We start from the raw sequence: 13,422 nt of genomic DNA on the forward strand, positions 1-13,422 counted from the left end.
TACTAATAGAAAACTTAATGTTTGTTTTACAGTAAGAAGGGAAGTGCGAATGAAACAAGTGAAACGAAATGCAACGCGGTTACTATTATTATCTATGGTTACGGTAGCGTTGGGCAGTTATACAGGGTATGCTCATGATGCGCAAACGATAGAAGAAACGGTGACCTTGCCGGATGTGACGGTAACGGCTACGAGAACGTTGCAGGATATTGCCAAAACGCCTAGTTCAGTGTCTGTGGTGACAGCGAAGGATATTGAAAATCGCAAGGTGGATACGGTGGCGGATGCTATACAATTGTTGCCAGGGGTGTATAAGAGCCAAGCCTCTGCGGGGGACATTCAAATCCGTGGGTTTGATTCCAAAAATATATCTGTACTCGTTGATGGTGTGCCGATGAATAATTCTTTCAATAATAAAGTAGATTGGGAAGCGATTCCTGTTCATTCCATCGATCGTATTGAATTAGTGCGTGGTGCTAGTTCCTCCTTGTATGGTGGTAAAGGGGTAGCGGGCGTATTGAGTATTACAACGAAACAAATCGCACCGAAGGCAAATCGTCAAGGGATTCGTTGGCATGGCAAGGTCAATGGCGGGACTTATGGTACTTGGAACAACGAACTAGGATTTGATGCTCGAGTGTCTGATATGGTAGCCATTGGTGTATCTGCAGAAGAACGTCGCACAAATGGATTCCCAGGATTTTTTGTGACGGAAAAAAGCAAGGCTATCAAAGAAGATGTAAAAGCTGTATCTCCTGACACGCCATTAAAACAGTTGACAAGTGGTAAATATGTGGTAGGGAATCGTGGGGATAAATCTTTGCATAATAAGAATTTGTCTGCTTATATTACGATGAACCTAGGCGACAAAGAAACGCTAACTTATCGCTATGTATATGCGAACCATAAGTACTCTTACCACAATCCAATTAGTGCGGTTACAGTAAATGGAAAGACCGTTTTTACAGGGGATATCAAGGTTAGTGATAAAAAATATGTATCTCTTAATGGCAATAGTTTCTTAGGTCATGATGCAGAGCGAGAATATCATTCTCATAGTTTGCAATATAAAAATGAAGCGAACAAATTACAGATTTCCTTGGGTTATTTAGATAAAAAGAAAGATGGCTATTCTGTGCCAACAAAAGCAACTTCAGGAGATTATGAAGGTCCAGGGACGCACTCCTTCTATCCAGGCAAAGCGTACAATCTAGATGTGCAAAAAGCATGGAAACCTGAAGGAAAACATCAAATTGTAGGGGGATTGAATTGGAAACAAGAGCGGTTTGATCAAGAAAAGATTTCTTTGCAACATTGGCGAGATAAAAACTCTAAAGATACTAAGGTATTCCCTAACGGTGTGAGTGAAACGAATACAGGGGCATCTCGCACGATGGCAGTTTTTGTACAAGATACGTATCGCCCTAACGATGATTGGGCTATTTATGCCGGACTTCGTTTAGATCATTTTAAAAAGTACGATGGGTCCCACGGGGAGTACAATAAGAAAACAAAGTCCTACGATGTTGCACATCATAATGATGGATCTTACACAGAGTTGAGTCCTAAGTTGTCCGTAGAAAGATACCTTGATGATTCTACCAACGTCTATGCATCCTATGGTCACTCCTTTGCACCGCCAACCTTGTACCAAGTGTACCGCTTCGGTCAAACATCTAAAACTCCTATTCATGCAAATCCAGAGTTAGATCCAGAACATTCCGATACCTTTGAACTTGGTTTGAAAAAATCTTGGAATGAAAGTACAAAATTAAACGTAGCAGCCTTTTATGTGAATACAAAGGATAAAATTCAATATGTTACATTTAAAAAGACAGATGGTACTGAGGATTACAAAAAGTATATCAATATAGGATCAGAAACACGTCGTGGTGTAGAATTAGAACTTCGTCACAAGTTGTCTAACAAATGGTCTGTCTTTGGAAACTATACATGGCAAATGGGATATATAGAAAGTAAAGCTTTGGACAATACAGATCAAAGTGATGGAAAAGAACAAAACTTTGAAATTCCAAGGCACCTATTCCATGGTGGTTTGGAATACAATAGTGGCAAGTGGAATGTGTTGTGGGATATGCAATACGTAAGCTCCCGCAACAGCAAAGATACCGCAGGTGGCGAGCCAGAGTCAGAAGATGCGTACTTCTTGACTAATGCGTCCGTAAATTATAAAGTATCCAAAGAAGCGACATTGCAATTCGGAGTACAAAATATCTTTAATCGTGAATACTATGCGAGAGAAGCAACAGGCGGCCGTACGTATAATGTAGGCATGAAATTTAAATTCTAATATAGAAATCTGTAAAATGAGACGTTCCGACGAGGGGCGTCTCATTTTGTTACCTACTAGATGTTGTATGACCAATTGGAATAGCACTACCATAGGCAATGGCTCTTACCAATGGTATACTAAAGAGGATATAAAGATATTCATAGTAGAGGTCCAAGTGATTCGTAAGGGGAGTATGTATGAATTATAAGCGAAATGTACTAGCAGGACTTGTTATGGCATGTTTGAGCACTGTACCATTTGTGTATGGAGCGTCGGCAGAGGTAGGCTTTCAACAGGTTGTGACGCAACCAGAGCTCATTGAGGTAAGCACAGCGGGGCGAGCTGTGGCGATGCGCAAATACCACGAGGTACTCAACTATCCAGAGGGACTGCATATTAAGGTAAATGGTGTAGGGTATGACACGGTGCAGCAGAAGCACCATAATGTAACTGGTATTTATGTATTGGATGGTACTAAGTTAACTGTCCACAAGGGCTTGCAAGTAGATCTAAGTAATGCTCACCCTTATGACCAAGCCGATGAAATGGCACATTATTACATGAGCGGTATCTATGCCGGCTTTGGTCGAAAACATGTTGATGACCCGAAATATGATACAAAGGTGGTCGTTCATGGGCCCACGGTGATTCAAGCCGTTGGCAATGGGGTACAAGCTAATAAAGATAGTTATATTACGTTAGACGGTCCTGTGAAAATTGAAACTGTGCCATTTGAGCAAGCAGATGTGTATGCTGCTATTGTCGAAGAAGGTAGCATTGGTATTGGCACTAGTCGGTTGGCTGATACCTATACGGGTACAGCCCCTGCATCTACTCCGAAACCATCCCAGTATGCAACGGTACAAGTAACAGGCAATGTAGGGATATTGAATAAAAACTATGGATTGAATCCTAATCCTGGACGTCATGGTTCGTATATTGTGATGAATTTAGGGACGAAGGACTCCGTGTGGACTGGGGCGGCATTAAATGAATTTGCTGAAAGTGGAAATAACCCTCACCAGTCTGGCGTTACACTAGAATTGAAAAATCAGGCAACGTGGCATAATCGATGGATAGGAGCTAAGCGACATCGCAGTGGACATGAAGAATTACTGCTAGCAACTGGCAAAGGATATACTTTTACAGGTAGTCATATTCAAACATTAATCGGCGGTGATACGCCAGAAACGGCAGGTATTATTTACCAAGAAGATACAGAACCTATTGTAGTAGATGTATTGCAGGGGTATGTAAAAATAGTAGATCGTAGGCCTAATGCAACAAATACAACTGCGCCCATTCGAGTGATAAGCAATAGAGGACAACTTACCATTCTCAAATAAGTATGCATATTTTGCATAGGAATCAAGAAAAGCTTGCATACTATTATCATTTTAGAGTATAATTGTATGGAAGTATTATTACTTGGTCATAAAAGGTGGTTATATGAGTCGTATAAAGAAGGAAGAACGACAACAGTTATTGCGCGAAAAACTGAATATAAGTCCCTTCACGACGGATGAGGAATTGGCCACATATTTTGGAGTTAGTGTTCCGACCATTCGATTGGATCGTTTGGCATTAGGCATTCCTGAATTACGTGAACGGATTAAGGCAATGGCACAGGAGCATTCTGATGACAGACAGCATATTGATCGGGCAGATGTAGTAGGAGATGTCATTGATTTAGCAGTAGGACAATACGGCATCAGTGTTCTTCGCACTACAAAAGAGATGCTAGATCGATCAGGCTATGTGGAGGCACAATATTTATACGCCCAGGCTAACTCGTTGGCAAGAGCTATTGTAGGGGTTCCTACAATGATTGCTGGAGTTGGAAATATTAAATATAAGAGTCTCGTTAAAAGCGATGTTAATTTAGCAGCAAAAGCTGAATTAGTGCGACAACGAGGAGAAAAATTCTTTATAAAAGTAACAATCAAAGATACCATAAAAGAAGTGTTTCGCGCTAAATTTATTATGGAATCTGTGATAGAATAAGGGTGAATTATGAAGATTGCAGTAGATGCTATGGGTGGCGATTTTGCCCCCCTCGAAATAGTCTTAGGCTCTATTGCCGCTGTGCACGAATACGATACTATGGATATCGTGCTTGTCGGTGATGAAAGTAAAATAAAAGAAATTTTGGAAGCAGAAGGTGAACTGGAGAATTCAAGAATCTCCATTCATCATGCTAGTGAAGTCATAGAAATGCATGAGCATCCCAGTATTGCCTTGCGCAAGAAGAAAGATGCGTCCATTGCAGTGGCTACACGTTTAGTTCGTGAAAAGGTATGTGATGCGGTGATTGCACCAGGTAGTACTGGAGCAGCTGTAGCATCGGCTCTATTAGGTTTGGGAAGAATCAAAGGGATTGAGCGCCCTTGTATTGCGACACCATTACCAACAGCGAATGGCGTGACAATTATGCTAGATTCTGGTGCTAATGCGAATAGTAAGCCAAAACATCTAGTGCAAGGGGCTATCATGGGATATAACTATGCGCAGTTATTACTTGGTAAACCTAACCCAACTGTGGGCTTGTTAAATATTGGTGAAGAATCCACTAAAGGAAATGAAGTTGTCTTAGAAACCTATCCGTTACTACAAAAACTGAAAACAATCCCTTTTAAAGGAAATGTGGAAGGCCGTGATATTCCAAAAGGAACGGTAGATGTAGTAGTATGTGATGGATTTGTAGGTAATGTGGTGCTAAAATTTGCAGAAGGTCTTGTATCTGTGGTACAAGATATTCTAAAAGAAGGCATCAAACAAAGTAGCATTATCTCTAAACTAGGAGCCTTATTGATTGTTCCTGTGTTTAAGAAAATAAAAAAACGACTAGATCACACAGAAAATGGCGGAGCACCTCTATTAGGGGTAAATGGTGTATTTATTATTTGCCATGGTAGCTCCAAATCTAAGGAAATTATGACAGCAATTAAAATTGCTGGAGATCTAGTAGAACGGAAATTGATTGAACATATTTCCTCAAGTATTGAAGAAGAAGGGACCCTAACATATGACAATGCTGAATAAGCCAGTCGGAATTATTGGTACCGGTAGCTATGTGCCAGAAAAAGTTCTTACAAATGCAGACTTAGAAAAAATGGTAGATACTAGCGATGCTTGGATTCAAGAAAGAACAGGCATTAAAGAACGTAGAATTGCACCAGAAGGTGTAAATGCTTCAGATATGGCTACAGAAGCGGCAAAAAAAGCCTTAGAAGCTGCTAAGTTAACAGCAGAAGATATCGATTGTATCATTGTTGCCACATTAACAGGCGATATGGCAATTCCATCTACAGCATGCTTAGTCCAAGCTAATTTAGGCGCTACAAAAGCAGCAGCCTTTGATTTATCTGCAGCTTGCTCAGGATATGTATACTCTTTGATTACAGCTAGTTCTTATATCAATGCTGGATTGTTTAAAAATGTGCTTGTAGTAGGTGTTGAAGTATTATCTCGTGTAGTAAACTGGGAAGATCGCAATACATGTGTTCTTTTCGGTGACGGTGCTGGAGCCGCTGTAGTATCTTCAGTAGAAGAAGGCTATGGTATGCTCGGTATGGATATGGGGGCTGACGGAAGTGGCGGAATGCATCTATGTATTCCATCTGGAGGTACGGCATTGCCACCGACCACAGAGCGTCGTGAAGAGGGGCTTACCTTCATTCATATGAATGGACAAGAAGTATATAAATTTGCTGTAAAAACAATGGGCAAAACTGTATTGAAAGCGCTAGAAATGGCAAATATGAAAGTGGAAGAATTAGATTTCTTCATTCCACATCAAGCGAATACTCGCATTATCAAATCTGCAGCAGATCGTTTGCATCTGACAGAAGATAAAGTATTTATTAATTTACCTAAGTATGGAAACACATCAGCAGCATCCATTGCGATTGCTTTAGATGAAGCAGTGCGTGCAGGAAAATTGCAAAAAGGTGATAATCTTGCCGTTGCTGGATTTGGTGCAGGATTAACTTGGGCAAGTCTAGTAATGAAATGGTGCTAAGGAGGAAAAGATGATTAAGACTGATATTTGTGATTTGTTAGGGATAGAGTATCCCGTTCTTCAAGGTGGTATGGCTTGGTTAGGTACAGCTGAATTAGCAGCTGCTGTATCTGAAGCAGGTGGTTTGGGAATTATTGGTGCAGGACATATGCCTCCTGATGTATTCCGTGCAGAAATTCATAAATTAAAAGAACGCACAAGCAAGCCATATGGTTGTAACATTATGTTAATGTCTCCATTTGTGAATGAAGTTATGGAAGTTGCTTTAGAAGAACGCGTACCAGTCATCACAACTGGAGCAGGTAATCCATCCGCATGGGTACCAGCTTTCAAAGAAATCGGTACAAAAGTAATTCCTGTAGTAGCTTCTGTATTATTAGCGAAACGTTTACTTCGTGGCGGTATCGATGCAGTCATTGCAGAAGGTACTGAGTCTGGCGGTCACGTAGGAGATATTACAACTATGTGCTTAATCCCTCAAATCGTAGATGCTGTGGACGTACCTGTTATTGCAGCTGGTGGTATTGCAGATGGTCGCGGTATGGCAGCAGCCTTAGCATTGGGCGCTAGTGCAGTTCAAATGGGTTCTCGTTTCGTAGTATCTGAAGAATGTATTGCCCATGAAAACTATAAAGAAGCTGTATTGAAAGCAAAAGATCGTTCCACAGTGATGACAGGCTTGACAACAGGTCATCCAGTTCGTATCATTGAGAATTTATTAGCTCGTAAATATCAATCCCTTGAGTTCAGTGGCGCACCAAAAGAAGCTCTTGAAAATCTAGGTGCTGGTACACTTAGAAAAGCTGCCATTGAAGGGGAAACTAAAAACGGTTCCGTTATGATTGGACAAATTGCAGGTATGTTGACTGACATTAAACCTTGCGCAACAATCATTCAAGATATTGTTCGTGAAGCAGAAGAAGTAATGTTGAACTTAAAATCTGTTATCCGATAAGCAGGAGGAAACCTTATGAAAACAGCATTTGTATTCCCTGGTCAAGGGTCTCAAAAAGTGGGTATGTTGAAAGACTTGTACGAAGCGTATCCTATCGTAAGAGAGCGTTTTGCACAAGCAGATGAAGCATTGGGATATTCTATTTCACAATTATGTTTTGAAGGTCCAGATACGGAATTAGTAAAAACAGCAAACACACAACCTGCGATTTTAACAGCTAGTGTGGCGTGCTATGAAATTTTAAAAGAAAAAGGCTTTACACCTGATATCGTAGGTGGTCATAGCCTTGGTGAATATAGTGCCTTAGTAGCAGCAGGTGTTCTTGATTTTAAAGATGCTGTATACGTAGTGCATAAACGTGGAGAATATATGCAAGAAGCTGTACCATTGGGTGAAGGCGCAATGGCTGCGATCTTAGCATTACCTCGTGAAGACGTAGTTCGCATCTGTGGAGAAGTAAACGATACTGTAGGCTCTGTGCAAGCGGTTAACTTCAACTGTCCAGGACAAATCGTGATTGCTGGTGCTACAAAAGCCGTAGAAGTAGCAGCTGAAAAAATGAAAGAAGCTGGTGCTAAACGTGCTGTTATGTTGCCAGTAAGCGCTCCTTTCCACAGTCGTTTAATGGAACCAGCAGCAAAACGTTTACAAGAAGAATTAGACAATATCGAAGTGAAAGATGCTCAAATTCCAGTTGTAGCGAATATTACTGGGGAAATCTTAAAAGATGGAGCTGCTATTAAAGCGGCCTTAGTAAAACAAGCGGCAGCACCAGTACTTTGGGAAGATTGTGTAGCTACAATGGTAGACTTTGGTGCTACAAGATTTGTAGAAGTAGGTCCTGGTAAAGTGTTAACAGGATTCACTAAAAAAATTAACAAAGCAATGGAATTAGCCAATGTTGAAGATGAAGCATCCTTAGCAGCAGCGATTGCATTCTTACAAGGAGAATAAAATGAATTTAACAGGTAAAGTAGCTTTAGTTACAGGTGCTTCCCGTGGTATCGGACAAGCCACTGCTATTGAATTAGCAAAAGCTGGAGCAGATGTAGTTGTAAACTTTATTGGTAATGAAGCAGTAGCACAAGAAACTGTTGAAAAAATTGAAGCATTGGGCCGTAAGGCTATCAAAATTAAAGCTAATGTAGGCGATGCAGACGATGTACAAGCCATGGTAGATGAAGCAATTGCGACATTTGGTCATATCGATATTCTTGTAAATAATGCAGGCATCACTCGTGACGGATTATTGATTCGCATGAAAGATTCCGATTGGGATGAAGTATTAAACATTAACTTAAAAGGTGTATACCTTGTGACTAAAGCAGTTGCTAAGCTTATGGTAAAACAACGTGCTGGTCGCATTATCAATATGACATCTGTATCTGGTGTTACTGGTAATGTGGGTCAGGCCAATTATGCTGCTGCTAAAGCAGGGGTAATTGGCTTTACCAAAACTTGTGCCAAAGAATTAGCAGCTCGTGGTATTACTGTAAATGCAGTAGCACCAGGATTTATTGAAACAGCAATGACAGATGTGTTACCTGAAAAAATTAAAGAAGGTATTGCAGCTACTGTGCCGTTTGGTCGCATGGGTCAACCGGAAGAAATTGCTAGTGTAGTAACGTTTTTAGCGTCTGACTTTGCAAGTTATATTACTGGCCAAGTTCTCAATGTAGACGGCGGAATGGTGATGTAAACGCAAGATTCTATACATAGACTACATGAAAGGAGGTGTACGTAATGAGCACATTTGACAAAGTAAAAGCTATTGTTGTTGAACAATTGGGCGTTGACGAATCTGAAGTGGCTATCGATTCCACTTTCATCGATGATTTGGGCGCTGACTCTCTTGACATCGTTGAATTGATCATGGCATTTGAAGAGGAATTCAATATTGAAATCCCTGATGATGTTGCTGAAAAAATCAAAACTGTAAAAGATACAGTTGATTACATCGATTCTACAAAATAAGTCTAAGCACTTATGCACCACAAAGGGGGCCTCGGCTCCCTGAGTGGATTTGCACATAGGAGGAATAATAGTGAAACTCCCTGAACTTAAAATAGGGAAATTGGTAGCCAAAGTACCGGTAATTCAAGGTGGAATGGCAATCCGATTGTCTACAGCTCGGTTGGCTGCAGCAGTTGCAAATGAAGGTGGTATCGGCCTGATTGCAGCATCTGGCATGCCTTTTGATGAATTACGATACGAAATACAATTAGCAAGAAAATTATCGCCTACGGGCATTATCGGTATAAATGCAATGGTAGCCGCTACAGAATTTTTAGGTCTTGTAAAAACGGCCATTGATGAGGGTATTGACCTCGTAGTAGCTGGCGCTGGATTTTCCAGAGATATGTTTGCCTTAGGTCGTGAATCTGGTACACCTATTGTACCAATCGTATCCACTCCTAAATTAGCTCGTATTTCTGAAGGATTAGGAGCCTCCGCTGTGATCGTGGAAGGTTGTGAAGCAGGTGGTCACTTAGGTACAGATCGCTCCTCTCGTGAATTAGTACCTGAAGTAGTGGTAGCTGTGAAAAATATTCCAGTCATCGGTGCTGGTGGGGTTCTTGATGGAGCAGATATTGTGGAGATGATTAAGCTCGGTGCTAGTGGAGTGCAAATGGGAAGCCGTTTTGCTGCTAGTGTGGAGTGTAATGCCTCTGATGAATTGAAAAAAATGTACGTTCGTGCAGATGCTCCAGATGATATTGTCTTGATTCAAAGTCCAGTAGGACTTCTAGGACAAGCGTTGCGTAATAAGTTTGCAGAAACAGTATTAGACGGTACAGTACCGCCACCTACAGAGTGTCATCGATGCTTAAAGCATTGTTCTCACAAATTCTGTATTATTAAAGCCCTTTCACGTGCTCAACAAGGTGACGTGGAAACGGGATTAGTGTTCTCGGGTAATAATATGCGTAAAGTAGACTCCATATTACCTGTGAAAGAGATTTTTGCTCGCCTAGTTTCAGAGGCAGCAGCCATTGATTAAATGAGATTATAAAGAGGTGGAATAATGGAAAGACGTGTTGTTATTACTGGTTTAGGTGCTGTGACACCAGTGGGAATCGGTAAAGATGACTTTTACAATGCATTGCTACGTGGCGAATCTGGTATCGGTCCAATTACTCGATTTGATGCAAGTGATTATGCAACTCGTATTGCAGGTGAAATTAAAGATTTCGATCCAACACAATTTGGAATTGATAAAAAAGAAGCGCGCCGTATGGACCGCTCTGCAGCATTTGCCATTGCAGCGGCAGTGCTTGCGCAAAAAGATGCTGATTTAGATTTAGACAAAGAAGAAGCAGATCGTTGTGGTACTGTAGTTGGTACTGGTATTGGTGGTATTGATTCTATCCATGATGTATATGTGACTTTATTTGAAAAAGGTCCAGGTCGTGTAAGTCCATTTGCAGTACCTATGATGATTGCAAACATGGTATCTGGTCGTGTATCTATTCAATTAGGCTTAAAAGGACCAGTAGAAACTGTTGTTACAGCGTGTACTTCTGGTACAAATGCGATTGGTGAAGCATTCCACATGATTGCACATGGTCAAGCAGACGTAATGTTTGCTGGTGGTACAGAGGCGGCAGTTTCTCCAGCAGCAGTAGCTGGTTTCGCATCTATGAAAGCTATGTCTACACGTAATGATGAACCTACAAAAGCATCTCGTCCATTTGCAGCCGATCGCGATGGATTCGTAATGGGCGAAGGTTCTGGTATCGTTGTATTAGAAGAATTAGAACATGCAAAAGCACGTGGTGCTCATATCTACGCAGAAGTAGTGGGATATGGTACAAATGGTGATGCATATCATATTTCTTCTCCAGCACCAGGTGGTACACAAGCTCGCAAATGCATGGAATTAGCATTGAATGATGCAGGTATCAAACCTGAAGAAGTTGATTATATTAATGCCCATGGTACATCTACATCCATCAATGATGCAAATGAAACATTGGCAATCAAACAATTATTTGGAGATCATGCTAGTAAATTAGCAGTAAACTCCACAAAATCTATGACAGGTCACTTATTAGGTGCTGCTGGTGCTATTGAAGCAATTGTTATGGCAATGGCTATTGAGACTGGCAAAGTGCATCCAACAATTAACCTTGATAATCCAGATCCAGAATTGGATTTAGATTATGTATCTGATGGAGCTCGTGACATGAAAGTTGATGTAGCTCTTTCCAACTCCTTCGGTTTTGGTGGACACAACGGTACTATCGTTGTTCGTCGTTACGAGGCGTAATTGTGAATGCTCCTAAAAGTAGCAAAGTAACTAGCAAGGCTCGTGAAGCATTACTTCACGAGCTTATTGCGAATTTACATTTGCCTTTACGCAATATAAGTACATTAAATCGTGCTTTGACACATTCTTCCTATGCGAATGAACATAAATTATCCCATGAATATCATAATGAACGATTAGAGTTTTTAGGGGATGCAGTGTTAGACCTTATTATAGGAGAATATTTATTTACTACATATCCAGAAATGACTGAGGGTGAACTGACCCGTTTAAAAGCATGTACCGTCTGTGAAGGTTCTTTAGCAGAATGTAGTCGTACTCTAGACTTAGGAAAATATTTACGCTTAGGTAGAGGCGAGCGGCATTGTGGTGGAGCCAATAGAAACTCCATTTTGGCAGATACTTTTGAGGCTGTCTTAGGGGCTATCTACCTAGAGTGTGGTTATGATGTGGGAAAACAGTTTGTTTTGAGTCATTTGCATGGATATATGAATATGGCACTTTCCGGGAAAGTAGGAAAGGATTTTAAAACATTGCTCCAAGAGTTAGTACAACAAAAAGGGGAATGTGTGATACGGTATCATGTTATCGATGAAGAGGGACCGGATCATGATAAATTCTTTACTATGGAAGTAGTCATCGATGGAGTCCCATCAGGTGTAGGTTCTGGGCGAAATAAAAAAGTGGCAGCCCAAGCAGCAGCTAAAGAGGCTTATGAAAAGCTTATACAATAGTAAGGATTGAGGGGTGGGGAACCACTCCTTTTTCTATATGATACATAGGAGGCAGTTATGAGGAACAGCAAAAAAGAGAAAACTAGATTACTTCCATTTTTTATTCCTCATATTGGCTGCCCATATATTTGTGTATTTTGTAATCAGCCACGTATATCAGGACAACAAGAGATGGTCAGTCCAGAAATCATTCGTTCTTCCATACAAAGAGCCGTATCAGAACAAGGCTATAGTGGACAATGGGAAGTAGCTTACTTTGGTGGTAGCTTTACGGCGATACCACAAGAAATGCAAGATACATTATTGGAACCAGCTAAAGAAGCATTTCAACAAGGAATAGTTCAAGGAATTCGTTTGTCTACTCGTCCTGATGCTATCAGAGAAGATCGATTGAAAGAGCTCTTTACTAGTGGTGTAAGAACCATTGAATTAGGGGTACAAACATTAGAAGAGTCCATGCTAGTAGAAGCTAAACGAGGGCATACAGTAGAAGATGTAGAACAGGCGTGTAAGATGATACGTGAAGAAGGAATAACTTTAGGTATACAATTACTCCCTGGGTTACCTGGCGAAACCTGGACTACTTTAGTAAAAACGGCGGTGAAAGCCGGTCAATTGCAGGCTGACTTATGTCGCATTTATCCTGTGATTGTCATTGAAGATACAGAACTAGCTGATCGTGTTCATGAAGGTAGTTATGTACCATTAACAATAGAACAAGCGGTAGCCTATAGTGCTTTTTTAAAATCCTATTTAGAAGGCAAAGGTACACAGATCATACGTGTAGGATTACAAAGTACAGAAGATTTTGATGCTGGTCGTGGTATTGTAGGAGGACCCTATGCTCCTGCCTTTGGAGAATTGGTAGTCAATTATGAATGGCTTCAAGCTATCCAGCAAACCATAGAAGAACACCTAGAAGTATTTGGTGTGATTCATAAGGTCATTGTAGAATATCCAAGACCTTTCACATCAAAGATACGTGGATTGAAGAACAGAAATATAGAGTATTTTGGACAGGAATACAAGCAGATAGAATGGACTTGGCAAGAAAAACAGGAAAATAATAATACTGGAGTATTGCATGTCATGATAGATTATATACTATATAGCTTGCCTCTTTAAATAGTGGGTTATGGTTATACAACA

At 40.6% G+C, this 13,422-nt stretch carries 13 protein-coding genes; all 13 read left to right on the plus strand.

Annotated features, from left to right (window positions below; translation table 11 throughout):
• The first annotated feature begins 49 nt into the window (after positions 1 to 49).
• The 13 genes from EO111_RS03810 (at position 50) to EO111_RS03870 (ending at position 13,398) form a co-directional block, all read left to right on the plus strand.
• Positions 50 to 2,311 carry a TonB-dependent receptor gene (locus EO111_RS03810; protein ID WP_127010778.1) on the plus strand — a complete coding sequence of 754 codons (2,262 nt, stop codon included), beginning with the start codon at positions 50 to 52 and terminating at the stop codon, positions 2,309 to 2,311.
• Between the two features lie 179 nt (positions 2,312 to 2,490).
• Positions 2,491 to 3,639: a hypothetical protein gene (locus tag EO111_RS03815; protein ID WP_127010779.1), complete on the plus strand. Its 1,149-nt coding sequence runs from the start codon at positions 2,491 to 2,493 to the stop codon at positions 3,637 to 3,639.
• Positions 3,640 to 3,742: 103 nt separating this feature from the next.
• Positions 3,743 to 4,297: a transcription factor FapR gene (fapR, locus tag EO111_RS03820; RefSeq protein WP_009353554.1), complete on the plus strand. Its 555-nt coding sequence runs from the start codon at positions 3,743 to 3,745 to the stop codon at positions 4,295 to 4,297.
• Between the two features lie 9 nt (positions 4,298 to 4,306).
• Complete coding sequence (gene plsX, locus EO111_RS03825; RefSeq protein WP_127010780.1) at positions 4,307 to 5,335, plus strand: phosphate acyltransferase PlsX; 1,029 nt, start codon at positions 4,307 to 4,309, stop codon at positions 5,333 to 5,335.
• Positions 5,319 to 6,314 (plus strand): beta-ketoacyl-ACP synthase III, encoded by a 996-nt coding sequence (locus tag EO111_RS03830; RefSeq protein WP_009353551.1) that lies wholly within the window; start codon positions 5,319 to 5,321, stop codon positions 6,312 to 6,314. The genes plsX and EO111_RS03830 overlap by 17 nt, the downstream gene beginning before the upstream one ends.
• 10 nt (positions 6,315 to 6,324) lie before the next feature.
• Positions 6,325 to 7,269, plus strand: coding sequence for an enoyl-[acyl-carrier-protein] reductase FabK (gene fabK / locus EO111_RS03835; RefSeq protein WP_009353568.1), 945 nt, complete (start codon positions 6,325 to 6,327; stop codon positions 7,267 to 7,269).
• A gap of 15 nt (positions 7,270 to 7,284) precedes the next feature.
• On the plus strand, positions 7,285 to 8,223 hold the full coding sequence (gene fabD / locus EO111_RS03840; protein ID WP_062401831.1) for an ACP S-malonyltransferase: 939 nt from the start codon (positions 7,285 to 7,287) through the stop codon (positions 8,221 to 8,223).
• A gap of 1 nt (position 8,224) precedes the next feature.
• Complete coding sequence (gene fabG, locus EO111_RS03845; RefSeq protein ID WP_009353560.1) at positions 8,225 to 8,968, plus strand: 3-oxoacyl-[acyl-carrier-protein] reductase; 744 nt, start codon at positions 8,225 to 8,227, stop codon at positions 8,966 to 8,968.
• 44 nt (positions 8,969 to 9,012) lie between these two features.
• Complete coding sequence (locus tag EO111_RS03850) at positions 9,013 to 9,243, plus strand: acyl carrier protein (RefSeq protein ID WP_009353552.1); 231 nt, start codon at positions 9,013 to 9,015, stop codon at positions 9,241 to 9,243.
• 70 nt (positions 9,244 to 9,313) lie between these two features.
• Positions 9,314 to 10,270, plus strand: a complete 957-nt coding sequence (locus tag EO111_RS03855) for a nitronate monooxygenase family protein (protein ID WP_062401828.1) — start codon at positions 9,314 to 9,316, stop codon at positions 10,268 to 10,270.
• A 24-nt stretch (positions 10,271 to 10,294) separates the two neighbouring features.
• Complete coding sequence (gene fabF, locus EO111_RS03860) at positions 10,295 to 11,539, plus strand: beta-ketoacyl-ACP synthase II (RefSeq protein WP_127010781.1); 1,245 nt, start codon at positions 10,295 to 10,297, stop codon at positions 11,537 to 11,539.
• 2 nt (positions 11,540 to 11,541) lie between these two features.
• Positions 11,542 to 12,273 (plus strand): ribonuclease III, encoded by a 732-nt coding sequence (gene rnc, locus EO111_RS03865; protein WP_009353573.1) that lies wholly within the window; start codon positions 11,542 to 11,544, stop codon positions 12,271 to 12,273.
• A gap of 57 nt (positions 12,274 to 12,330) precedes the next feature.
• Positions 12,331 to 13,398 (plus strand): elongator complex protein 3, encoded by a 1,068-nt coding sequence (locus EO111_RS03870; RefSeq protein ID WP_127010782.1) that lies wholly within the window; start codon positions 12,331 to 12,333, stop codon positions 13,396 to 13,398.
• The last annotated feature ends 24 nt before the right edge of the window (positions 13,399 to 13,422 follow it).

Source organism: Veillonella sp. CHU594 (assembly GCF_003992265.1).
Classification (GTDB): domain Bacteria; phylum Bacillota; class Negativicutes; order Veillonellales; family Veillonellaceae; genus F0422.

Bases quoted from the DNA above. Each gene is read 5' to 3' on its own strand.
- EO111_RS03850 (WP_009353552.1), top strand. From the start codon at position 9,013: ATGAGCACATTTGACAAAGTAAAAGCTATTGTTGTTGAACAATTGGGC.
- fapR (WP_009353554.1), top strand. From the start codon at position 3,743: ATGAGTCGTATAAAGAAGGAAGAACGACAACAGTTATTGCGCGAAAAA.
- EO111_RS03815 (WP_127010779.1), top strand. From the start codon at position 2,491: ATGAATTATAAGCGAAATGTACTAGCAGGACTTGTTATGGCATGTTTG.
- fabG (WP_009353560.1), top strand. From the start codon at position 8,225: ATGAATTTAACAGGTAAAGTAGCTTTAGTTACAGGTGCTTCCCGTGGT.
- EO111_RS03830 (WP_009353551.1), top strand. From the start codon at position 5,319: ATGACAATGCTGAATAAGCCAGTCGGAATTATTGGTACCGGTAGCTAT.
- EO111_RS03810 (WP_127010778.1), top strand. From the start codon at position 50: ATGAAACAAGTGAAACGAAATGCAACGCGGTTACTATTATTATCTATG.
- plsX (WP_127010780.1), top strand. From the start codon at position 4,307: ATGAAGATTGCAGTAGATGCTATGGGTGGCGATTTTGCCCCCCTCGAA.
- fabD (WP_062401831.1), top strand. From the start codon at position 7,285: ATGAAAACAGCATTTGTATTCCCTGGTCAAGGGTCTCAAAAAGTGGGT.
- fabF (WP_127010781.1), top strand. From the start codon at position 10,295: ATGGAAAGACGTGTTGTTATTACTGGTTTAGGTGCTGTGACACCAGTG.
- fabK (WP_009353568.1), top strand. From the start codon at position 6,325: ATGATTAAGACTGATATTTGTGATTTGTTAGGGATAGAGTATCCCGTT.
- EO111_RS03870 (WP_127010782.1), top strand. From the start codon at position 12,331: ATGAGGAACAGCAAAAAAGAGAAAACTAGATTACTTCCATTTTTTATT.